Origin of the sequence: Clostridium neonatale, assembly GCF_900465025.1 — a bacterium.
GTDB classification, from domain to species: Bacteria; Bacillota; Clostridia; order Clostridiales; family Clostridiaceae; genus Clostridium; species Clostridium neonatale.
Window position 1 is genome coordinate 544,939 of sequence record NZ_UICR01000001.1, and the last position, 22,705, is coordinate 567,643.

The window sequence follows — 22,705 nt, forward strand, 5'->3', positions numbered from 1 at the left end:
TGTATGAATAAAAAAAAAGTGATAATTTCAATTTTACTTTTAATATGTATCATAATTTTTTCAAGTAAATTCATAATAAATATTATAGAAGATAATGATTCTAATAAGGTATTTGTAATTGGAATGTCTCAAGCAAATTTATATGAGCCTTGGAGAATATCCATGTATAATGAGATAAAAGAAGCAGCAAAAAAGTATGATAATATAAAAGTTATATACAAAGATGCTGGTGGAGATACGGACAAGCAAAAAAAAGATATAGAGGATCTTATTGATTTTGGTGCTGATTTATTAATTGTATCCATAAATGATTCTGAAAAGTTAGAATCTGTTGTTAAAAAAGCATATGAATCTGTACCAGTTATCATGCTAGATAGAGCGGTTGAAGGGTATGACTATACATTATATATCGGATCTGATAATGAGGCTATAGGGAGAAAAGCAGGAGAATTAGTAGTGGAAGCATGTAAAGGTAAAAAAACTAATGTTGTTGAAATACAAGGCTTTCTAAACTCTAATCCGGATGAAGAACGCAGTAAGGGCTTTAAGGAAGTAATAGAGAATGAGAAAAATATAAACATTGAAAGAACTGTTGTAGCTGAATGGCAAAAAGATGTTGCACAAGATAAGATAGAAAATATCATAAAGGAGGAACGTGATATTGATGTAATCTTTGCCCATAGTGATTATATGGCATTGGGTGCATATAATGCTCTAGAAAAACTGGGAATAGATAATGTGAAGATAATAGGAGTTGATGGTCTTCCTGGATATAATGGAGGAATTGAATTGGTAAATAGAGGGATTTTGTATGGAACTTTTACATGTCCAACTGGGGGAAAAGAAGCTATAGACTACGCTATAAAAATATTGAATAAAGAAGAGGTTCCTAAAAAAGTTATATTAAAATGGAAGATCATAACAAAAGAGTAATTCTACAATTAGAATTTAAAAATAAATTAATACCCCAAAAGTGCACAAAATATCCAAATTGTATAAATACATTACCTAAAAAAAATTATATAATTAACTCATGAAAACGAAAACAAATACAAATACTAGGAGGAGTTAAGTTATGAAATTAAAAAGGGTGATATCATTAATAGCGGGGGTAGTATTATGTGTAGGAATGCTTGCAGGTTGTGGAGGAGCATCAAATAGTGGTGCATCAGGAGATAGTTCAGCAAGTTCTGGTGGATCTGAAAAAAGAATAATCGGATTTGCACAGGTTGGTGCAGAAAGTGGATGGAGAACTGCAGAATCAGAATCTATTAAATCAATACCTACATTAAACTCAAACTATGAAGTAAAATTCTCTGATGGTCAACAAAAACAAGAAAATCAAATAAAAGCTATTAGAAGCTTTATTGCACAAAAGGTAGATTTAATTGCATTAGATCCAGTTGTTGAAACAGGATGGGACACAGTATTACAAGAAGCAAAAGATGCTAATATTCCAGTAGTAATAGTCGATAGAAATGTACAAGTTTCTGATGATTCACTTTATAGATGTTTCTTAGGTTCAGATATGGAAGAGGAAGGAAAGAAAGCAGCTCAAATTGTAATTGATCAGTTTGGGGCAGATGCACAATTAAATATTGCAGAACTTCAAGGAACAGTTGGCTCAACAGCTATGGTTGGAAGACAAAAAGGCTTTAATGCAGTTATTGAAGAAAAAGCTCCTAATTATAAAATAATAAAATCACAAACAGGTGATTTTACAAGAGCTAAAGGTAAAGAAGTTATGGAAGCTTTCTTGAAATCTGATGGTGATAACATAGATGTCTTATGGTCTCACAATGATGACATGGCAATAGGAGCAATTCAAGCTATTGAAGAATATGGATTAGAACCAGGAAAAGATATTTACATTATTTCATGTGACGGTATTAAAGATATGTTCGAATTAATGGCAGAAGGCAAATCAAATGCTATAATAGAATGTAATCCGTTGTTAGGACCACAATTATTAGAAGTTTCAGAAAAAATATTAAATGGTGAAGAACCTGATAGAGTTATAAAATCTAATGAAGGTACATTCTTACAAGCTGATGCTGAAAAAGAATTACCTAATAGAAAATATTAATATAAATGCATAGGGGCTGGATTTACATCCAGCCCCTATATAAAAAATAGTAGTACGTACAAGTTGTAGGAGGGAGATATATATGAATGATTCTAAAGTAGTTTTAGAAATGAAAGGTATTACTAAAATTTTTCCAGGTGTTAAAGCTTTATCAAATGTAGATTTTACATTAATGAGTGGTGAGATACATACGTTAATGGGAGAAAATGGGGCAGGAAAGTCTACACTTATTAAGGTATTAACAGGCGTTTATGAAATAGATGGAGGACAGATATTTTTAAGAGGAAAAGAAATAAAAATATCGTCAACTCAAGAAGCACAGAGACACGGAATAAGTACTGTATATCAAGAAGTTAATTTATGTCCTAATTTGACAGTTGCTGAAAATATTTTTATTGGCAGGGAGCCTGTTAAAGGTGGTTTTATAGATTGGAAAAAGATGAATGAAGATTCAGAAAAACTTTTGAAAGAGAGATTGAATTTAGATATAGATGTTAAGAAGGCATTGAATAATTATTCTGTAGCAATACAACAAATGGTTGCTATTGCACGTGCTGTAGATATGTCAAAAGGAATACTGATTCTTGATGAGCCAACTTCAAGTTTAGATGAAAATGAAGTAAAGCAATTATTTAAAATTATGAAAAAATTTAGAGAAGAAGGAATGTCAATAATATTTGTTACTCACTTTTTAGATCAAGTTTATGAAGTATCAGATAGGTTAACAGTTTTAAGAAACGGAGAATTAGTTGGAACTTATGATGCAGACAAGTTATCACGAATAGATTTAGTATCTAAAATGATAGGAAAAGATTATGGTGAGATAGTTAAATCTAATAGGATAAAAAAAGAAGTTAATAAAAATCTAACTGAAACATTAGTTACAACAAAGAATTTCGGAAGAATAGGTTCTATAAAGCCATTCAGCATAGATATAAAGAAGGGTGAAGTTATAGGATTCGCTGGATTGCTTGGATCAGGAAGAAGCGAAAGTGCAAAGGTTATATTTGGAGTAGATAAATCAACAAATGGTACTATAAATATAAATGGAAAAGAATATTCATATATCTATCCTAAAAAAGCTATAGAAGAAGGCTTTGGATTTTGTCCAGAAGATAGAAAGATTGAAGGAATAATAGGAGATTTAACAATAAGAGAGAATATTATATTAGCACTTCAAGGAAATAAGGGAATATTTAAATATATACCAATGAAGCAGCAGCAGGAAATATCACAAAAGTATATTGATTTGCTTAAAATAAAGACACCTAGTATGGAGCAAAAGATTAGCAATTTAAGTGGAGGAAATCAACAAAAAGTTATACTTGCAAGATGGCTGGCAACTAATCCTAAACTATTGATTTTAGACGAGCCTACTAGAGGTATAGATATAGGTGCAAAAGGCGAAATAACAGAATTGATTTTAGCACTAGCTAAACAAGGAATGACTATTTTATTTATTTCATCAGAACTTTCAGAAGTAGTTAAATGCTGTGATAGAGTAGTTGTACTTAGAGATAGAAATGTTATTGGGGAATTAATTGGCGATGAAATCCAAGAAGAGAGCATAATGAAAACAATAGCAGGAGGTGCAATATAATATGAATAGTAATAACTTATTTATAAAATTTTATAAATCAAAAATATTTTGGCCTTTAATAAGTCTTATAGTATTGCTTCTATTTAATTTTATAATGACACCAAGCTTTTTGAAAATTAGCATGAAGGATGGTCACTTATTTGGAAACACAATAGATATTTTAAATCGTGCAGCGCCGCTTATTATTATATCTTTGGGAATGACTTTAGTTATTGCAACACAAGGAATTGATATATCAGTAGGTTCAATAATTGCAATAAGTGCAGCCATGTCAGCAACAGTTATTGTTGGAGGTGGTTCTGTTCCGATAGCAGTAATTGTAGGTATTATTTGCGGAATTATATGTGGTGCTTGGAATGGATTATTAGTTTCATATATTGGAGTTCAGCCAATGGTAGGAACACTTATTTTATATATTGTAGGTAGAGGAATAGCACAATTAATTACTGGAGGACAAATATTAACATTTACACACAAGGGATTCATTTTTATTGGAACAGGGTATATATTACTTCCAGTTGCAATATTTATCACAGCAATCATTGGAATAATAATGTATTTTTTAATAAGAAGAACTTCATTAGGATTATTCATTGAATCTATAGGTGTAAATAGCAATTCATGTAAATATGCTGGTATACAATCTAAAAAGATAGTATTTTTACTTTATGTTATTTGTGGTTTACTTGCCGGGGTAGCTGGAATAATTCTTTGCTCTAACATTAAAAGTGCTGATGCTAACAATGTTGGATTATGGCTTGAGCTTGATGCGATTTTGGCAACGGTAATTGGAGGTACATCAATGTCTGGTGGAAGATTCTATTTAGGAGGCACAGTTGTTGGGGCGTTATTTATTCAGACATTAACAACAACTATATATAGTTTAGGAGTACCACCAGAAATAACATTAGTTGTTAAAGCTATAGTTGTTATTGTGGTATGTACAATTCAGACTCCGCAGTTTAAAAAAATGATAAATACTAAGAAAGTAACAATATCAAATAATAATGTAAAAGAAGGGGAGGTGGCTAAAGCATGAATAAAAAAGGATTGAATACCAAAAAAATAAAGCTAAATAGAGATAATATCTCAATATATGCTACTGTTGCTCTATTTTTATTGTTATTCATAATAGGTTCGGTAAAATATAGAGGATTTTTTTCATCACAAGTAATAGCTAACTTATTTATAGATAATGCATATTTAATTGTTGTAGCAATTGGTGAGGCTGTAGCAATATTAACTGGTGGAATAGACTTATCTGTTGGAGCAATGATTGCATTTGTTAGTATGATTACTGCAAGTCTCTTAGAAAAAGGTCTTAATCCGTTTTTAGTTATTGGTATTGTATTAGTAGTTGGAATAATATTTGGGACTGTTCAAGGAATTTTGATTCAAAAATTTGGACTACATCCATGGATAGTAACACTTGCAGGAATGTTCTTTGCAAGAGGTGCTAGTTACTTGATTAGTATAGATACAATAATAATAAATGATCCAACTTTCAGTAAGATATCATCTTTCAGAATCCCAATATTGCCAGGAGCATTTATTTCAATAAATGTTGTTGTAAGCTTGATTGTTTTACTTGTAGCAGTATATATGCTTAAATTCACTAAGTTTGGAAGAAGCGTATATGCATTAGGTGGAAATGAGGCTTCAGCTAAACTAATGGGATTATCTGTTGAAAAAACAAAAGTACTTGTATATACATTTTCAGGATTTTGTTCAGCTTTAGGAGGATTGCTATTTACCATATATACACTTTCAGGATACGGACTTCATTGTAATGGCATGGAAATGGATGCAATTGCAGCCTGTGTAATTGGTGGAATATTATTGACAGGTGGATATGGAAATATAATAGGACCATTATTCGGTGTATTAACAACTGGAATTATTCAAACTTTAATAATGTTTGATGGTACTTTAAATTCATGGTGGACAAAAATTGCTGTAGGTATGCTACTATTTATTTTTATAGTTTTACAAAGAGTTATTGTTCTGCAAGATGAAAAAAGAAAAAGTATAGCAACTTAGAGATATACTGAATTGGCAAATGTAAATAATATATTTAGCATATACATCTGATTCTACACCAGGATATAAAGATAACAGGTTGACTTAGAATATCTTATGCTATTTCTTGCATAAGACTAGTTACATTAATAAATAGATGTGTATAAATGCAGAACCTTATAATAATGGTTCTGCATTTATCGACTATTTAGATAGATGATATTTAGGATTACATTATTTTAAGGAGGATTTTATGAAAGGATATAAGAAAAATTATTTTAATATTAGAGATATTAGGGGATATATCAAAAAAGACTAATTTACTTTCACTTAATGCATCAATAGAAGCAGCAAGGGCGGGAGAAGCAGGCAAAGGATTCGGAGTAGTTGCAAATGAAATTAAAAAATTATCAGACTCATCAGATGAAGCAACAAAAAATATATCAGATATAATAATGTCTATAAAAGATGAGATTAATAAGAATGTTAGTATAATGAAAAGTGTTAAAGACGTATCGGAAGAACAATTTCTTTCAGTTAAACATGTAAATGAATCATTTAATAACATATTAAAATCAATTCATTGTATTATTGATATAATAAAGGATATAAATGAATCTGTTAATGAAATGAATGAATATAATAATTCTATTGTAAATTCAAGTAATGATATATATGATATATCAAAAAAATCAGTATTAGAAACTAGTAAGACTGCTGTGTCAATGGGAAACCAGATGCATAAAATAAGTGATATTGCTAAACAAGCAGAAGATTTAAACAATAAAGCCAAAGTATTAGAAGAAAAACTTAATAGATTTAGCATTGATTTAAATTGGTTTAATAGAGTCATTCTGAGTTTAATAATGTTCTAGACAAGCATTACTGAATTTAGAATGACTTATTTATTTCAACATATGATTCTATATTATTATAATAATGTAAAATATTATGTTAGAATAAACATATATTCATAATTGAAAGATTTAAAATGAACATATATGGTGGAGGAAGAGTTATTATGATAAGCCTAAAAAAAACTTTTATGAACAAAAGTATTGGAGAAAAATTGATAATATATTTTTTGGGAATCATATTAACTTTAACTCTTACTATAACATATTTTGGGAACTTAGCTTATAGAGAATCTATAAATAAATCACAAAATGAAAATACTAACCAAATAATAAAACAAATAAGTAATAACATAGATTTTTATGTAGAGAAATCTGAAAATATAATTAATTATATGTCAACAGATCCAAGAATATTAAAGTTTCTTAATGACAATGAGAAAGAAAATCATAATATTGAGGATGAAGCATATAAATCAATTTATAGATTTACTAAATTTAATTCGGAAATAGCTGGAATTATGGTCGTTAATATGAATGGTGGATATATAAGTGATGTCATGAATAAGGTATCTAGAGATTCATTAACTAATGAAGAATGGTATAAAACGTCAATTGAAGATCCGGAAAATATACATATATATACTAAGCCAATTGGTAGAAATATAAATAATATTTTTAAATATTCAGCAGATGAAGTTTTTTCAATGTCAAAAGCAGTAATAGACTACGAAACTAAAGAAATTATAGGTGTAATATTAATAGATATTAAGTTAGATGTCATAAAGAATGTTATTGAGAATTCAAAACCTGGGATAGCAGGTTTCGTATTTATAGTAGATAAAGATAGTGAAATAGTATATACCCCTGTAAATGATATTGTCTATAGAATTAAAGAAGAGTGGATAAAAGATATTAGTAATGAAATAATAACTAAAAAAATTAAAGGTGAAAATTATCAGCTGACTAAAAATACATCTCAATATACAGGATGGGAAACAGTTGGTGTATTTCCAGAAAAGGAAAGCTTAAAAGTTATAAAAAGTATAACTATGATATCATTTGCTATAGGCGGAATAGCATTAATATTCTCTACTATTTTAGCTATTGTATTTACAAATAGCATAGCTAATCCAATTTATAAATTAAAAAGTCTTATGAGACAAGCACAAAATGGAGATTTAGATGTATATTTTAATAGAAAATATAATGATGAAATAGGCGATCTTGGAGATTCTTTCAATAGTATGGTAAAAGAAATAAAAAATCTTTTAAGATTAATTAAGATAGAAGAAACTAAAAAAAGAAAAGCAGAAATGAATGTACTTCAGGCTCAAATAAAACCACATTTTATGTACAATACACTGGATACTATAAGATGGATGGCAGAAGAAAAAGAAGAAAATGATATAGTTGAAATAATAGAATCATTTACTAATTTGCTTAGAATAAGTCTAAGCAAAGGTAAAGAAATTATAACAATTAATGATGAATTGAATCATATTACAAGTTATCTAAGAATTCAAAAAATTAGATATGAGGAGAAATTAGACTATGAGATACATTTTGATAAAGAAATTCTGAAATATAAAGTCATAAAATTGATATTACAGCCGTTAATTGAAAATGCTATTTATCATGGAATAAAGGAAAAACGAGGAAATGGGAAAGTTGTAGTAATTGCTGAGAAGAGTGAGGATATGATATACTTTTCAGTTTGCGATAATGGCAAAGGAATAGATGAAAGAAAGCTAAAGGCAATAAACGATATGCTTGAATCTGGAAATATAAAAGATGATCAACTTGGATATGGTATCTTTAATGTAAATGAAAGAATAAAGTTAATGTATGGGAAAGAATATGGAGTAACGTTTAAAAGTATCTTTGGAGAAGGAACAATGGTTGAAATTAAACATCCAATAATTGAATAACATATATTTTAATAAAGTTCTTTTTATGATTATTATTAAATGCTATAATCGAGTATGAAAAGTAAATAAGGAGCGAACGACTAGATGAGTAAATTATATTTCAGATATGGTGCTATGAATTCAGGAAAATCAACGCATCTAATGCAGGTAGCGTATAATTATGAAGAACGTGGGATGAAAGTTCTAATAATAAAACCTATGGTAGATAAAAAAGGTGGTGACACGCTTGTTTCTAGATTAGGTGTAGGAAGAAAAGTAGATTTATTGTTAGATGAAAATGATAATGTACTTGATATAATTAAGGAAAGATTAAATGCGAATAAAAAAATAGATTGTATATTAGTAGATGAAGTTCAATTTTTAAAAGAAGCTCAAATAGATGAGCTATTTGAAATCGCTGTTACTTTAAATATTCCGATAATATGTTATGGACTAAGAACAGATTTTAAAAGAAATGGATTCGAAGGAAGTACAAGACTTTTACTTATAGCACATAGTATAGAAGAAATGAAGACTATATGTGCATGTGGTAAAAAAGCTATTTTTAATGGAAGAAAAATAAACAATAAATTTGTATTTGAAGGTGAACAAATTGCCATTGATGAACAAAATGATGTTAATTACGAATCGCTATGTGGAGAGTGCTACTACAAATATAAGTTACAATAAATAATGTGAAAGTAGTGATGAATTTATGAAAAGATGTGATGTTGGAGGTCAGGCGGTAATAGAAGGCGTAATGATGAGAGGTAATAAAGGCCTTGCAACTGCTGTTAGAACTCCAAAAGGAAAAATTGAAATAGATATGAAAAATGCAAAACCATTAACGAAAAAGTATAAAATACTAGGGTTACCACTTGTTAGAGGTTTCTTTTCACTTATAGATTCTATGAAAATTGGAATGGATTGCTTAAATTATTCGGCTTCATTTTTTGAAGATGATGAAGATGAAGAGCCATCAAAATTTGAAAAGTGGTTAGATGATAAATTAGGTGATAAAGCAAATGATTTTATAATGGGCGTGACAATGATTATTTCATTTGTGTTCGCGATAGGACTGTTTATGTTACTTCCAACAGGAATTGCTTCATTATTTAAGTTTACAGGAGTATCTAATATTGGACTGCACTTTATAGAGGCATGTATAAGAATAATACTATTGCTTGGATATATGTTTCTTATAAGTAAAATGAAAGATATTTATAGAGTGTTTCAGTATCATGGCGCAGAACATAAAACTATTTTTTGTTATGAGGCAATGGAAGAATTGACAGTAGAGAATGTTAAAAAGCAGCCAAGGCTGCATCCAAGATGTGGAACCAACTTCATGTTTTTGATTATGATTGTAAGTATTTTAATTTTTTCATTAACAGGATGGGGGAGTCTTTTAGAAAGATTATTATTAAGAATAATTTTAATTCCAGTTGTTACAGGCGTAAGTTATGAATTAATAAGATTTCTAGGAAGAAATAATGGGAATTTAGCTAAAATCATAGCTTATCCAGGGTTAAAGCTTCAATTATTGACAACTAAGGAACCGGATGATAGTCAAATTGAAGTCGCAATTGCAGCTCTAAAAGCAGCTGAAGGAATTAAAGATCCTGAAAAAACTATCGAAAAGCTAATAACTTATGGAACTAATATTTTAAAAGAAGAAAAAATAGACACAGCGAGATTGGATACTGAATTATTACTTGGATACGTAATCGAAAAAGACAGATTATATTTAATAACTCATAAAGAAGAGAATGTATCTAAAGATAAAGAAGAAAAGTTTATGGAATTAATTGAACAACGCAAAAATAGGAAACCTATAAAATATATTTTGAAGAAATGTGATTTTATGGGGCTTGATTTTTATGTTGAAGAAGGTGTTCTGATTCCAAGAGGAGATACAGAAATTTTAGTAGATGAAGTTCTTAAGCTTATACCAGAAGATTCAAATATGAATGTTTGTGATTTATGCTGTGGATCAGGAGCAATTGGTATATCATTAGCGCACAATAGAAAAAGTATATTTGTTGATTTAGTAGATTACTATGATATTCCTGAGAAAGTAACTTTAATTAATATAAAGAATAACAATGTAGAAAATTCAGCAAAGTTTATTAAAAGTGATTTGTTAGATGAAGCAATAAAAGATAACAAGACTTATGATGTGATAGTTTCTAATCCACCATACATAGAAGAACATGAAATAGAAAATCTTATGGATGATGTAAAAAAATATGAGCCACACACTGCTTTAAGTGGTGGTAAGGATGGTTTGGATTTTTATAAGAAGATAGTAAAGCAAAGTAAGGATGTATTAAAGGAAAATGGAATATTAGCTTTTGAAATAGGTTATAATCAAGGTAATGAAGTAAAATCGTTAATGATAGAAAACAATTTTAAAGATGTTAAAATTATTAAAGATTTTGCAGGTTTAGACAGAATTGTAATTGGAACGTCAATTAATACTAGAGTTGATTGATAAAGATATAGTGTTTGTGATATAATATATAAATGCTAAAATTAGAGTACGGAGTGATTACATGTTATTAGATAAGTTAGAATTTATAGAAAATAAATATGACGAACTATCAGTTAAAATCAGTGATCCATCAATAATGCAAAACCAAAATGAATGGAGAAAGCTTTGTAAAGAGCATGCTGATTTAGAAGTAATAGTTAATAGTTATAGAGAATATAAAAAAGTTACACAAGATTTACAAGATAATAAGGAAATGCTTTCTATGGAAAGTGATAAAGAGATGAGAGAGATGTTAAATGAAGAAATCTCATCACTTACAGCTAGAGAGGCAGAACTTGAAAGAGAAATTCAAATATTATTATTACCAAAAGACCCTAATGATGAAAAGAATGTTTTTGTTGAAATTAGAGGTGGTGCTGGTGGAGAAGAAGCAGCATTATTTGCATATAATTTATTTAGAATGTTTACAAGATATGCAGAAAATCAAAGATGGGCAGTAGAAATAATGAGTTTAAATGAAACTGATCTTGGTGGTTTTAAAGAAGTTGTATTCATGGTAAAAGGTAATGGAGCATATTCAAAACTTAAGTATGAAAGTGGAGTTCATAGAGTACAAAGAGTTCCAGATACAGAATCAAGCGGTAGAATACACACTTCAACAGCTACAGTGGCTGTACTTCCAGAAGTTGATGATGTTGAAATCGAAATTAATGATAAGGATATTAGAATAGATGTATTTAGAGCATCAGGTAATGGTGGACAATGCGTTAATACTACAGATTCAGCAGTTAGAATTACGCATTTACCAAGCGGTCTTGTAGTATCGTGCCAAGATGAAAAATCACAATTAAAAAATAAAGAAAAAGCAATGAAGGTCTTAAAAGCTAGATTGTATGAACAAGCTGAAAGAGAAAGAGCAGACGGAATTGCTGAAGATAGAAAGAGCCAAGTAGGTACAGGGGATAGAAGTGAAAGAATAAGAACTTACAATTATCCTCAAGGAAGAGTTACTGACCATAGAATAGGATTAACTCTATATAAATTGGAATCATTCCTAGATGGAGATATGGATGAAATGATAAATGCTCTTATAACAGCAGATCAAGCAGAAAAAATGAAACTTATGGGTAATACAGAAGCTTAATAAATTAAAAGGGGATTGTAACAAAATAATTAACTTAATGTTAGATTTTGATACAGTCCCATTTTAATGGGCAATGGTTTGAATTATAGTGCTTTAGGGGGATTGTATGGATATATATAAGGCGATAAAGCTAGAAAAAAAGCGACTTAAGATATTTTTGATTCTTATGTTTATGATAGCATTAATTCTTCCAATAATTTTAATATTCACTAATTTATTCACTTTATTTTATATATCATACCTAATTATAATTGAAATATTAATATGCATGTCAATTATAATTAAGTTCAATTATTATAAGGTTGAATATAGATGTGTGAATAATAGGCTGATGTTTAAAACTGGAATTTTAACCAAAGAAAATTTGCTTATGTGTGATAAAGTTTGGTTAGTACATACTAATAACTGTGATTATGATTTAGAGATTATTATAATTACAAATGTTGTTTTTAAAAATAAATACTTAAGACCGGTTGAAGAAAATTTCTTAAGAAGGTATCCACAAATAAAACCGTATTACAAAAAGATAAAAGAAAAAAATCCAGATAAAAAATATTATTTTCAAGTTATAAAAAGAGGTGGACTGAAAAAATACTTATTATTAGATTCAATATATAGAAATTGTGTTAAAGCAGTTTATACTGATGAAAGTATACAAAATATAAAGATCGCGAGAGGTCAAATGATAGTGTAAACTAGAAAGAAGGTAGGATTTTGAAAACTAAAATTAGTATGATAAAAAATGCTAGTGAAGATGAAAAAGAAATACAAGAGGCAGCAGAAATAATAAAAAATGGTGGAACAGTAGTATTTCCAACTGAAACAGTTTATGGTTTAGGCGCTGATGGATTAAATTCAGAAGCAGTAAAAAAGATATTTGAAGCCAAGGGAAGACCTCAAGATAATCCGCTTATTATACATGTATCATCAAAAGATCTTAACTTATATGCTGAAGAAGTACCACAAATTGCAAATAAGCTTGTAGAAAAGTTTTGGCCGGGTCCACTAACAATAATATTAAAAAAGAAAGATATTGTACCAAATGAAACAAGTGCAAGTTTAGATTCAATAGGAATTAGAATGCCTAATAATGAAATTGCATTAAAACTAATAGAATTAAGTGAGACTACAATTGCTGCACCGTCTGCTAATATAAGTGGAAGACCAAGCCCAACAGATCTTCAAAGGTGTGTTGAAGATCTTGATGGAAAAGTAGATTGTATATTAGGAGGAGAGCAAAGTGATATAGGAGTGGAATCAACTATAGTTGATTGTACAGTTAATCCACCTTTAGTTTTGCGTCCAGGTGGAGTTACACTAGAAATGCTTAGAGAAATAGATCCTAATATAAATATAGACCCTGCAATAATGAAGAAGCCAGAACCTAATTTAAAGCCAAAGGCTCCAGGAATGAAATATAGACATTATGCTCCAAAAGCTAAAGTTACAATAGTTTCTGGAAATAAAAAGAATACTATTGAAAAGATAAAAGAAATGGTACATTATAATATAGAGAAGAAGAAAAAGGTTTGCATATTAACAGTAGATGAAAATGAAAAAGAATATAGTGAAGGAATCAAAATTTCTTTGGGAAGTTTAAATGACTTATCTACTGTAGCGAGAAATTTATTTGAAACATTAAGAAAATGTGATGATATTGGCGCGGATGTTGTTTTTGCAGAAAGTTTTGAACAAAAAGGTGTAGGAATCGCTATAATGAATAGACTAAATAAAGCAGCAGGATTTGATATTGTAGAGGTATAATTATTAACGTTAGTAAAATTTAATTATCAATGTATTAAAAATCACTATAGTCCCCATTGATAATTAATAAATTATAATTAAAATATTTTTGGAGGTAGGAGTTATGAAAATAGCTATAGGATGTGACCACGGTGCTTTTAGATTAAAAAATGAAATCATAGAGTTTTTAAACAGTGAAAATTACGAAGTTAAAGACTTTGGAACATATTCTGAAGAGTCTTGTGATTATCCAGACATTGCACTTCCAGTTGCAGAAGCAGTTGTAAATAAGGAATATGACTTTGGTATATTAGTATGTGGAACAGGAATAGGTATTGGTATTGCAGCTAATAAGGTTCCAGGAGTAAGAGCAGCCCTATGTTCAGATACTTTTAGTGCACATGCTACTAGAGAACATAATAATGCAAATATATTAACTATGGGACAGAGAGTTGTTGGAACAGGTCTTGCATTAGATATAGTTAAAACATTTTTAAATACGGAATTTGAAGGTGAAAGACATCAAAAAAGAATTGATAAGATATCAGAAATTGAGAAAAAATACTCAAAATAACAAAAGCTAAATAAAAAATGATTTAATGAAAGTTGGAGGAATATAAAATGAGCAAAGTTACAGAGATAAATCATCCATTAATATTACACAAACTATCTATTTTAAGAAGTGAAAAAACAGGTTCTAAAGAATTTAGAAAGTTAGTAGAAGAAATTTCTATGTTAATGGCTTATGAAGTTACAAGAGATTTAAGTATGGAAGAAGTAGAAGTAAAAACTCCTATTTGTACAACAAAGTGCAAAGTATTAGCAGGAAAGAAGATGGCTGTAGTTCCGATACTAAGAGCTGGTCTTGGAATGGTAGATGGAGTTGTAAATATAATTCCAGCAGCTAAAATAGGCCATATTGGATTATATAGAGATGAAGAAACACTTCAACCAGTTGAATATTTCTGCAAATTACCACAAGATATTGCTGAAAGAGATGTATTAGTAGTAGATCCAATGCTAGCAACTGGCGGATCATCAATAGATGCAATAACTATGTTAAAGAAAAGAGGAGCTAAGAGTTTAAAATTAATGTGCTTAGTAGGAGCTCCAGAAGGAATAGAGGCAGTAAAAGAAGCTCATCCAGATGTGGATATTTTCTTAGCATCAATAGATGAAAAATTAAATGAACATGGATATATAGTGCCAGGACTTGGAGATGCTGGTGATAGATTGTTTGGAACTAAATAATAATATTTAGGAGAAATGATATGGAGAGACGCGATAAGCATAACTATTACTTAGATATATCTGAAACAGTTTTAGAAAGAGGAACTTGTTTGAGGAGAAATTATGGTTCTATCATAGTAAAAAATGATGAAATAATTTCTACAGGATATACAGGGGCACCTAGAGGAAGAAAAAATTGCATAGATTTAAATTTATGTATAAGAGAAAAGCTTAATGTACCTAGAGGAAAACAATATGAACTTTGTAGAAGTGTACATAGTGAGGCAAATGCAATTATCAGCGCTTCAAGAAGAGATATGATAGGCGCAACTTTATATCTAGTAGGTAAAGATGCTAAAACTGGAGAGTATGTTGAAAATGCAAATTCATGTTCAATGTGCAAAAGACTTATAGTAAATTCTGGAATAAAGAATATAATTATAAGAGATAGTAAAGATAAATTCAGGGAAATAAATGTTGAAGAATGGATTGAAAATGATGATTCTCTTGAAATTATGAAGGAAGCTGGATATTAAAAGAACATATTAAGAAAACCCGATTGGTGATATTTTGCCAATCGGGATTCTTTTAGTGTATAATACCAATATGGAATGAAATTTTTATACAATATAAGGATAAATAAGTATTTAAAGTCTTGTAGCTGTGTTCAATGAAATGGAGGAAACAGAGTGGGTAAAAAGAAGATAATAACTATATTTGGAACGAGACCAGAAGCAATAAAAATGGCACCGTTAGTAAAAGAACTTGAAAGAAGAGAAGAGATAGAATCAAAAGTTTGTGTAACAGCTCAACATAGAGAAATGCTTGATCAAGTTTTAGAACTATTTGATATAACACCAGATTTTGATTTAAATATAATGAAAAGCAAGCAGACTTTAACAGGAATAACTAATAGGGTTTTAGAAGGACTAGAAGAAGTATTTGATATAGAAAAGCCTGATATGATTTTGGTACATGGAGATACTACGACTACATTTGCTGGAGCCTTAGCTGCTTTTTATAAACAAATAAAGGTTGGGCATGTTGAAGCTGGTCTTAGAACATTTAATAAATATTTCCCATTTCCAGAAGAGATGAATAGAAAATTAACAGGAAGCTTAGCAGATTTACATTTTGCGCCTACAAAAGGATCAAAAAATAATTTATTAAGAGAAGGCGTTAATGAAAATGATATTTATATCACAGGTAATACTGTAATTGATGCAATGCAGCATACTGTTGATGAAGATTATATTTTTGAAAATGATGAATTAAATAAAATAGATTTTGAAAATAAAAAAATTATAATGATTACTGCCCATAGAAGAGAAAATTGGGGGGAAGGAATAGAAAATATTTGTGAGGCTTTAAATAGAATAGTTGAAGAAAATAAAGATGTAGAATTAGTATATCTAGTACATTTAAATCCAGTTGTTAAGGATGTTGTATTTGAAAAGTTAGGTAATAAAGAAAGAGTTCATTTATTGTCGCCTTTAGATACTAAAGAAACTCATAATTTAATGAATAGGTCATTTATGGTAATGACTGATTCAGGTGGATTACAAGAAGAAGCACCACACTTAGGGAAACCAGTTTTAGTGCTAAGAGATGTTACAGAAAGGCCAGAAGCAGTTGAAGCTGGCACAGTTAAATTAGTTGGAACAGATGTAGCAAAGATAGTTGAAGAAGCAAATGAATTAATTAATAATATAGACGCGTATAATAAAATGAGCAAATCTATAAATCCATATGGCGATGGATTAGCGTCTAAGAGAATTGTTAATGCTATATTAAAGTACTATGGATTAAGTGATAATGAAATAGAAGAATTTATAAGATAAATAAAATGCAAAGCAACTTTCAATGAATAATTATCAATTAATATAGAAAAAATTTCAGTTTATCTTGAAATTTATTATTGTGTAGATTTTGTTTATGCAAAATCTACTGCTTTTAAGTCTCTAAAATATGAGCTTTAGAAATTTTCTAAAGCTCATATTTATATAGTGCAGATTTTTCTTAAAGAAAAACCATTTATAATTGATCACTGAAAATTGATCATTAATAATTATAAGTTGCGTTGCAACTTATTTAAAGTATGTTTAAAATTTAACAAGATACTTGCTAAAAAAACTATTAATGGTTATAATTATATTGTGTTAATAATTTAACGAAATAGAAAATAATATAATATATATGATTATGGAGGTTAATTTATGAAAGACGTAGTTATCGTAAGCGCAGTAAGAACTGCAATCGGTACTTTTGGTGGATCTTTAAAAGATGTACCAGCAGTAGATTTAGGAGCATTAGTTATTAAGGAAGCTGTTAACAGAGCAGGAATTAAACCAGAATTAGTTGAAGAAGTTATCATGGGTAATGTTATTCAAGCTGGTCTTGGTCAAAACACAGCTAGACAAGCTGCTGTAAAATCAGGTTTACCAGAAGAAATTCCTGCTATGACTATTAATAAGGTTTGTGGCTCAGGATTAAGAGCAGTAAGCTTAGCAGCTCAAATGATTAAAGCTGGAGACGCTGATTGTGTTGTTGCTGGTGGTATGGAAAGCATGTCTAATGCTCCATATGCAATAAAAGAAATGAGATGGGGACATAAAATGAATGCTACAAAGACAGTTGATACAATGATCAACGATGCTTTATGGGATGCATTTAATGACTATCACATGGGTGTTACTGCTGAAAACATAGCTGAAAAATGGAATTTAACTAGAGAAGAATTAGATGCATTTGCTGCAAGCTCTCAAGCTAAAGCTGAAGCTGCAATTAAAGCAGGAAAATTCAAGGATGAAATAGTTCCAGTTGTTATTCCTCAAAGAAAAGGAGATCCAAAGGTATTTGATACTGATGAAGGCCCAAGATTTGGAACAACTGCAGAAACTTTAGCAAAGTTAAAGCCATGTTTCATTAAAGATGGTAAAGTTACTGCAGGTAATGCGTCAGGAATTAATGATGGAGCTGCTGCATTTGTTATCATGAGTGCTGATAAAGCTAAAGAATTAGGATTAAAAGTTATGGCTACAATTAAATCTTATGGTTCAAGAGGATTAGATCCAGCAATAATGGGATATGGACCATTCTATGCAACTAAAAAAGCTTTAGAAAATGTAAATATGGAAGTTAAAGACTTAGATCTAATCGAAGCTAATGAAGCATTTGCTTCTCAAAGTTTGGCAGTAGCTAAAGATTTAGGATTTGATATGGACAAGGTTAATGTAAATGGTGGAGCTATTGCTTTAGGACATCCAGTTGGAGCATCTGGAGCAAGAATATTAGTTACACTTCTTCACGAAATGGAAAAGAGAGATGCTAAAACAGGTTTAGCTACTCTTTGCATAGGTGGAGGAATGGGAACAGCTCTTATTGTTGAAAGATAGTGTTCGCTTATAAAAAAGCCAGAGAAATATCTCTGGCTTTTTTTATAAATATGCTTGTAAACGTATATTGTAGAATATAGTGTTATATGCGAATAATGTGTTGAAAAAATAAAAAATAATAATTGAATAAGTACCATTGTTGATATTCAGTAGCATAAAAAGAGATAATAGTAAACCGATAACTATATATTAAAAAAAGAGAAGATATTTACTGTTTTAAATAGATATATTACATATAATGGAAAAGAATTCAAGTGAAAATGTTATCACAAAACAGAAAGAGTTTATTCATATAACTAAATATTCAGACAATTGAATAAATGGATATTACTTTATGTAAAAATAAAGAAAAAATGAGAAAATACAAACATTATCTAAGGATTTAGGAGAAATGTAGAGTTATTTTCCCACAATTACCCCAAAAGGATAAATTCGACTATAAATCATGATTTGTTAAAAATTATAAAACGAGCTATAATTCTGATATTGGATTTAGCAATGATCTTAAAGATATGAATAATCTTATTTCATTGATGATAAACTATAAATATATGGATGGATTATTGATGTTTTTATGAAAAAGCTTTATTATCCTTCAAAAATTATGTGGGTCTTTCAAACAATTAAATTAATTTTGAATGATTGCATAAAGTAATGAAAGGGAGTGTTTAATGTGGAAATATCTTTGACGACTGGATATCCATTGGGGTTAAGCAGTGAAATTGTGACTCAATGGGTAATTATGTTGTTCTTAGCTATTGGCGGATTTCTATTAACACGGAACTTAAAAAACGTTCCTGATAAAAAACAGGCAGCGTTAGAAAAGCTGTATGTAACGATAGAATCTGTAGTAAAAAGTACTATGGGTGAAAGTTACACAAATTTTATTCCATATGTAGGAAGTTTAATCATTTATCTATTATGTATGAACTTTACTGGGTTAATTGGAATAAAACCAGCAACCCAAAGTTTAAGTGTAACAGCTGGATTAGGATTAACAACATTTATGACTATCCATTATACAGCCATAAAGAGAAATGGTCTTTTTGATTATGCAAAAGGCTATGCACATCCTTTTATAGTAATGTTACCAATAAACATAATGGAAAGAGTTATGCTTCCAGTATCGTTAGCTCTTCGACTATTTGGTAATATGTTAGCTGCAACATTGCTAGTAGATATGGTCTATGAAGCATTAGCTGGTGTAGCAAGTATTGCACAAATAGGTTTACCAATTATAGTACATTCATATTTCGATGTTTTTGATGGAACAATTCAAATGCTCGTTTTTTCAATGTTAACTATGATTCAAATAAAATTAGTTTCTGAAGAGTAGAAAAATAAAATTATTATTTATTTAGGAGGAATTATAAGATGAGTTTAGGAGTTTTAGCAGCTGCAATAGCAGTATTTACAGGAGTAGGTGCAGGAATTGGTATTGGTATAGCAACAGGAAAGGCAACAGAAGCAATTGCTAGACAACCAGAAGCAGCAGGAAAAATTCAAACAGCATTGATTATCGGTGGAGGTCTTGCAGAAGCAACAGCAATCTATGGATTAATAATCGCATTTATGTTAATGAATAAATAATCAATTAATATAACTTGAGTTGAGTGTATTGACTCCGAAGGGAGGAAGAAAGTAATTATATGGAGAATATAGAAATTGGAATTAAAATTTCTACGCTGATATATACGATAATAAACTTTGCAATATTACTTTTGATTTTAAAACACTTTTTTTGGGATAAATTAAAAGGAATTATTGAATCAAGACAAAGTGAAGTAGAAGATATGTTAGCTAAGGCCGATGAAGATTCTGAAAAAGCTAGAATGTATTTAGTTCAAAATGAAAGAATATTAAAAGACGCCAAAAAAGAAGGTAAAAAGATTACTGAAGCTCAAAAGAAGAAAGCTGAAAAAATTTATGATGAAATATTAGATGATGCAAAAAAAGAGGCAGATTCACTTGTTGAGAGAGCAAAAGTAGAAATAGGCAGGGAAAAAGAAAAAGCTGAATATGAAGTCAAAAAACAAGCTGTAGATTTAGCAGTAGAACTTTCTATAAAAGCTTTAGATACACAAATTGATGAAGACTTACATAGAAAACTTATTAGCGACTTTATTGCTAAGGTAGGGATGTAATTATGTATGAATATTTAGATAGAAGATATGCTTTAGCTCTTTATGAAGTTGCTGAAGGAAAAGGAAAAGTTCAAGAGTATTTAGATGATTTAAGGGAAATATGTGATTTAATTGAAAATAATCATGATTTCTACGAAGTAATAAAGCATCCTCAAATTAGCACAAGAAGAAAGAAGAAGACATTTATAAGTATATTTAAAGGTAAAATAGATGAGGAACTTCTTTCATTTCTTTTAATACTAATAGAAAAAAATAGAATATTATTTCTAAGAGAAAAGTTATCTCAAATGGAGTTAATTGATCTTGAAAGAAAAAATACTGTAAAAGGATTAATAAAAACAGCTATTCCGTTATTACCAGAGGAATTAGATAAGCTTCAAAATTTATTTGAAACCAAGTATAACAAAAAAATTATATTTGAAACTCAAGTTGATAAAGAAGTTTTAGGTGGAGTTTATATAAGAGTAGGCAATGATGTAATAGACGGAACAATAAAATCTAAAATAGATGAAATAAAAGAATTAATTCTTAAAAAGAAATAGAGGTGAATCCATGAATATTAAACCAGAAGAAATAACTTCTATTATAAAAAAAGAAATAGAAAAATATGAAAAGCAAATAAAAACAGTAGATTCTGGTACAATAATCCAAGTTGGAGATGGTGTTGCGAGGGTTTATGGATTAGATGAATGTATGGAAGGTGAACTTCTAGAATTCCCAAATGATGTATATGGAATGGCACTAAACCTTGAACAAGATAATGTAGGATGCGTTCTATTAGGTAGTGAAGAGGGAATCAAAGAAGGAGACATTGTTAAAGGTACAGGTAGAATAGTTGAGGTGCCAGTTGGTGATGAACTAATTGGTAGAGTTGTAAATTCACTTGGTGAACCTTTAGACGGAAAAGGACCTATAAATACAAATCAAACAAGACCTGTAGAAGTACCGGCGCCTAGTATTATAGAAAGAAGCTCTGTTAATGAACCTCTTCAAACTGGTATCAAAGCAATTGATTCTATGATTCCTATAGGTAAAGGACAAAGAGAACTTATTATAGGTGATAGACAAACAGGAAAAACAGCTATAGCTATTGATACAATATTAAACCAAAAGGGAAAAGATGTTATTTGTATATATGTAGCAATTGGACAAAAGCAATCTACAGTAGCTAATATAGTTAATACTTTTACTGAAATGGGAGCTATGGACTACAGCATAGTTGTATCATCTACAGCTGCAGACTCTGCACCACTTCAATATATTGCACCATATGCAGGTTGTAGTATTGGTGAATATTTTATGAATAAGGGTAAAGATGTATTAATAATATATGATGATTTATCAAAACATGCTGTTGCCTATAGAGCAATGTCATTACTACTTAAAAGACCACCAGGCAGAGAAGCTTACCCAGGGGATGTATTCTATATACATTCAAGATTGCTTGAAAGAGCGGCTAAATTATCGCCAGAATTAGGCGGTGGATCATTGACTGCACTACCTATTATAGAAACATTAGCAGGGGACATCACAGCTTATATACCAACTAACGTAATTTCAATTACAGATGGTCAAATATTCTTACAATCAGATTTATTCTTATCAGGACAAAGACCAGCTGTAAATCCAGGTATTTCTGTATCAAGAGTTGGTGGTAACGCTCAAATTAAAGCTATGAAGCAAGTAAGTGGTACATTGAGACTAGACCTTGCACAATATAGAGAACTTGAAGCATTTGCACAATTTGGTTCTGATATGGATAATGATTCAAGCAGAAGACTTGAAAAAGGTAAGAGATTAGTCGAAGTATTAAAACAAAGTCAATATAGTCCAATGGATGTTGAAAAACAAGTAATAATCTTATATGCAGCAGTTAATGATTTCTTATCAGATATTAAAGTTAAAGATATAAGAAAATTTGAACAGGGACTTTTGGAATATATAGATACTCATCATAGAGAAGTTGAAAAATCTATAATTGCAGAAAAGACTCTTACAGATGAGATAAAGAAACAATTAGAAGTAGTTATAGTTGAGTTTAAAAAGATATTTTTACAAGAAGCATAGCTTATAATAAGCTATGCCA

General features: G+C 29.7%; 22 protein-coding genes. All 22 read left to right on the top strand.

The annotated features are described in order from the left end of the window. Positions 1–3 precede the first annotated feature (3 nt). Positions 4–933 carry a substrate-binding domain-containing protein gene (locus CNEONATNEC86_RS02610; protein WP_058294302.1) on the top strand — a complete coding sequence of 310 codons (930 nt, stop codon included), beginning with the start codon at positions 4–6 and terminating at the stop codon, positions 931–933. Between the two features lie 142 nt (positions 934–1,075). After that, positions 1,076–2,086, top strand: a complete 1,011-nt coding sequence (locus tag CNEONATNEC86_RS02615; RefSeq protein ID WP_058293691.1) for an ABC transporter substrate-binding protein — start codon at positions 1,076–1,078, stop codon at positions 2,084–2,086. A gap of 82 nt (positions 2,087–2,168) precedes the next feature. Continuing rightward, complete coding sequence (locus CNEONATNEC86_RS02620) at positions 2,169–3,686, top strand: sugar ABC transporter ATP-binding protein (protein WP_058293692.1); 1,518 nt, start codon at positions 2,169–2,171, stop codon at positions 3,684–3,686. Position 3,687: 1 nt separating this feature from the next. Further along, complete coding sequence (locus CNEONATNEC86_RS02625) at positions 3,688–4,725, top strand: ABC transporter permease (protein WP_058293693.1); 1,038 nt, start codon at positions 3,688–3,690, stop codon at positions 4,723–4,725. Further along, positions 4,722–5,726 (top strand): galactofuranose ABC transporter, permease protein YjfF, encoded by a 1,005-nt coding sequence (yjfF, locus tag CNEONATNEC86_RS02630; RefSeq protein ID WP_058293694.1) that lies wholly within the window; start codon positions 4,722–4,724, stop codon positions 5,724–5,726. Before CNEONATNEC86_RS02625 ends, yjfF begins: the two co-directional genes overlap by 4 nt. A 281-nt stretch (positions 5,727–6,007) precedes the next feature. Beyond that, positions 6,008–6,580 (top strand): methyl-accepting chemotaxis protein, encoded by a 573-nt coding sequence (locus CNEONATNEC86_RS02635; protein ID WP_230131945.1) that lies wholly within the window; start codon positions 6,008–6,010, stop codon positions 6,578–6,580. A 146-nt stretch (positions 6,581–6,726) separates the two neighbouring features. Next, positions 6,727–8,490 (top strand): sensor histidine kinase, encoded by a 1,764-nt coding sequence (locus tag CNEONATNEC86_RS02640; protein ID WP_058293696.1) that lies wholly within the window; start codon positions 6,727–6,729, stop codon positions 8,488–8,490. Positions 8,491–8,574: 84 nt separating this feature from the next. Further along, positions 8,575–9,159, top strand: a complete 585-nt coding sequence (locus CNEONATNEC86_RS02645) for a thymidine kinase (RefSeq protein WP_058293697.1) — start codon at positions 8,575–8,577, stop codon at positions 9,157–9,159. A 25-nt stretch (positions 9,160–9,184) separates the two neighbouring features. Next, positions 9,185–10,963 carry a peptide chain release factor N(5)-glutamine methyltransferase gene (gene prmC, locus CNEONATNEC86_RS02650; protein ID WP_058293698.1) on the top strand — a complete coding sequence of 593 codons (1,779 nt, stop codon included), beginning with the start codon at positions 9,185–9,187 and terminating at the stop codon, positions 10,961–10,963. A 61-nt stretch (positions 10,964–11,024) separates the two neighbouring features. Further along, positions 11,025–12,107 carry a peptide chain release factor 1 gene (gene prfA / locus CNEONATNEC86_RS02655; protein ID WP_058293699.1) on the top strand — a complete coding sequence of 361 codons (1,083 nt, stop codon included), beginning with the start codon at positions 11,025–11,027 and terminating at the stop codon, positions 12,105–12,107. A 106-nt stretch (positions 12,108–12,213) separates the two neighbouring features. Continuing rightward, positions 12,214–12,801 carry a hypothetical protein gene (locus CNEONATNEC86_RS02660; RefSeq protein WP_058293700.1) on the top strand — a complete coding sequence of 196 codons (588 nt, stop codon included), beginning with the start codon at positions 12,214–12,216 and terminating at the stop codon, positions 12,799–12,801. Between the two features lie 20 nt (positions 12,802–12,821). Then, positions 12,822–13,871, top strand: a complete 1,050-nt coding sequence (locus tag CNEONATNEC86_RS02665) for an L-threonylcarbamoyladenylate synthase (RefSeq protein ID WP_058293701.1) — start codon at positions 12,822–12,824, stop codon at positions 13,869–13,871. A gap of 103 nt (positions 13,872–13,974) precedes the next feature. After that, the gene (rpiB, locus tag CNEONATNEC86_RS02670) at positions 13,975–14,424 is read left to right on the top strand and encodes a ribose 5-phosphate isomerase B (RefSeq protein ID WP_058293702.1); all 450 of its coding nucleotides are present in this window, start codon (positions 13,975–13,977) and stop codon (positions 14,422–14,424) included. A gap of 47 nt (positions 14,425–14,471) precedes the next feature. Then, positions 14,472–15,101 carry a uracil phosphoribosyltransferase gene (upp, locus tag CNEONATNEC86_RS02675; protein ID WP_058293703.1) on the top strand — a complete coding sequence of 210 codons (630 nt, stop codon included), beginning with the start codon at positions 14,472–14,474 and terminating at the stop codon, positions 15,099–15,101. Between the two features lie 20 nt (positions 15,102–15,121). Continuing rightward, positions 15,122–15,616 carry a deoxycytidylate deaminase gene (locus tag CNEONATNEC86_RS02680; protein ID WP_058293704.1) on the top strand — a complete coding sequence of 165 codons (495 nt, stop codon included), beginning with the start codon at positions 15,122–15,124 and terminating at the stop codon, positions 15,614–15,616. A 153-nt stretch (positions 15,617–15,769) separates the two neighbouring features. Then, positions 15,770–16,921: a non-hydrolyzing UDP-N-acetylglucosamine 2-epimerase gene (wecB, locus tag CNEONATNEC86_RS02685; protein ID WP_058293705.1), complete on the top strand. Its 1,152-nt coding sequence runs from the start codon at positions 15,770–15,772 to the stop codon at positions 16,919–16,921. A 375-nt stretch (positions 16,922–17,296) separates the two neighbouring features. Beyond that, entirely contained in the window at positions 17,297–18,475 is a 1,179-nt protein-coding gene (locus CNEONATNEC86_RS02690) for an acetyl-CoA C-acetyltransferase (RefSeq protein ID WP_058293706.1), read from the top strand. Positions 18,476–19,148: 673 nt separating this feature from the next. After that, positions 19,149–19,811, top strand: a complete 663-nt coding sequence (locus CNEONATNEC86_RS02695; protein WP_230131943.1) for a F0F1 ATP synthase subunit A — start codon at positions 19,149–19,151, stop codon at positions 19,809–19,811. Positions 19,812–19,849: 38 nt separating this feature from the next. Next, positions 19,850–20,065: an ATP synthase F0 subunit C gene (gene atpE, locus CNEONATNEC86_RS02700; RefSeq protein WP_058293708.1), complete on the top strand. Its 216-nt coding sequence runs from the start codon at positions 19,850–19,852 to the stop codon at positions 20,063–20,065. A gap of 59 nt (positions 20,066–20,124) precedes the next feature. Further along, a complete protein-coding gene (locus CNEONATNEC86_RS02705) occupies positions 20,125–20,619 on the top strand; it encodes a F0F1 ATP synthase subunit B (RefSeq protein ID WP_172437856.1) in 495 nt (164 codons plus the stop codon). A gap of 2 nt (positions 20,620–20,621) precedes the next feature. Further along, positions 20,622–21,161 carry a F0F1 ATP synthase subunit delta gene (locus CNEONATNEC86_RS02710; RefSeq protein WP_058293709.1) on the top strand — a complete coding sequence of 180 codons (540 nt, stop codon included), beginning with the start codon at positions 20,622–20,624 and terminating at the stop codon, positions 21,159–21,161. Positions 21,162–21,171: 10 nt separating this feature from the next. Then, entirely contained in the window at positions 21,172–22,686 is a 1,515-nt protein-coding gene (gene atpA, locus CNEONATNEC86_RS02715) for a F0F1 ATP synthase subunit alpha (RefSeq protein WP_058293710.1), read from the top strand. Positions 22,687–22,705: the final 19 nt, after the last annotated feature.

Bases quoted from the DNA above. Each gene is read 5' to 3' on its own strand.
- CNEONATNEC86_RS02625 (WP_058293693.1), top strand. From the start codon at position 3,688: ATGAATAGTAATAACTTATTTATAAAATTTTATAAATCAAAAATATTT.
- prfA (WP_058293699.1), top strand. From the start codon at position 11,025: ATGTTATTAGATAAGTTAGAATTTATAGAAAATAAATATGACGAACTA.
- CNEONATNEC86_RS02705 (WP_172437856.1), top strand. From the start codon at position 20,125: ATGGAGAATATAGAAATTGGAATTAAAATTTCTACGCTGATATATACG.
- atpA (WP_058293710.1), top strand. From the start codon at position 21,172: ATGAATATTAAACCAGAAGAAATAACTTCTATTATAAAAAAAGAAATA.
- CNEONATNEC86_RS02690 (WP_058293706.1), top strand. From the start codon at position 17,297: ATGAAAGACGTAGTTATCGTAAGCGCAGTAAGAACTGCAATCGGTACT.
- CNEONATNEC86_RS02660 (WP_058293700.1), top strand. From the start codon at position 12,214: ATGGATATATATAAGGCGATAAAGCTAGAAAAAAAGCGACTTAAGATA.
- CNEONATNEC86_RS02680 (WP_058293704.1), top strand. From the start codon at position 15,122: ATGGAGAGACGCGATAAGCATAACTATTACTTAGATATATCTGAAACA.
- upp (WP_058293703.1), top strand. From the start codon at position 14,472: ATGAGCAAAGTTACAGAGATAAATCATCCATTAATATTACACAAACTA.
- CNEONATNEC86_RS02620 (WP_058293692.1), top strand. From the start codon at position 2,169: ATGAATGATTCTAAAGTAGTTTTAGAAATGAAAGGTATTACTAAAATT.
- CNEONATNEC86_RS02615 (WP_058293691.1), top strand. From the start codon at position 1,076: ATGAAATTAAAAAGGGTGATATCATTAATAGCGGGGGTAGTATTATGT.
- prmC (WP_058293698.1), top strand. From the start codon at position 9,185: ATGAAAAGATGTGATGTTGGAGGTCAGGCGGTAATAGAAGGCGTAATG.
- CNEONATNEC86_RS02640 (WP_058293696.1), top strand. From the start codon at position 6,727: ATGATAAGCCTAAAAAAAACTTTTATGAACAAAAGTATTGGAGAAAAA.
- rpiB (WP_058293702.1), top strand. From the start codon at position 13,975: ATGAAAATAGCTATAGGATGTGACCACGGTGCTTTTAGATTAAAAAAT.
- yjfF (WP_058293694.1), top strand. From the start codon at position 4,722: ATGAATAAAAAAGGATTGAATACCAAAAAAATAAAGCTAAATAGAGAT.
- atpE (WP_058293708.1), top strand. From the start codon at position 19,850: ATGAGTTTAGGAGTTTTAGCAGCTGCAATAGCAGTATTTACAGGAGTA.
- CNEONATNEC86_RS02710 (WP_058293709.1), top strand. From the start codon at position 20,622: ATGTATGAATATTTAGATAGAAGATATGCTTTAGCTCTTTATGAAGTT.
- CNEONATNEC86_RS02645 (WP_058293697.1), top strand. From the start codon at position 8,575: ATGAGTAAATTATATTTCAGATATGGTGCTATGAATTCAGGAAAATCA.
- CNEONATNEC86_RS02610 (WP_058294302.1), top strand. From the start codon at position 4: ATGAATAAAAAAAAAGTGATAATTTCAATTTTACTTTTAATATGTATC.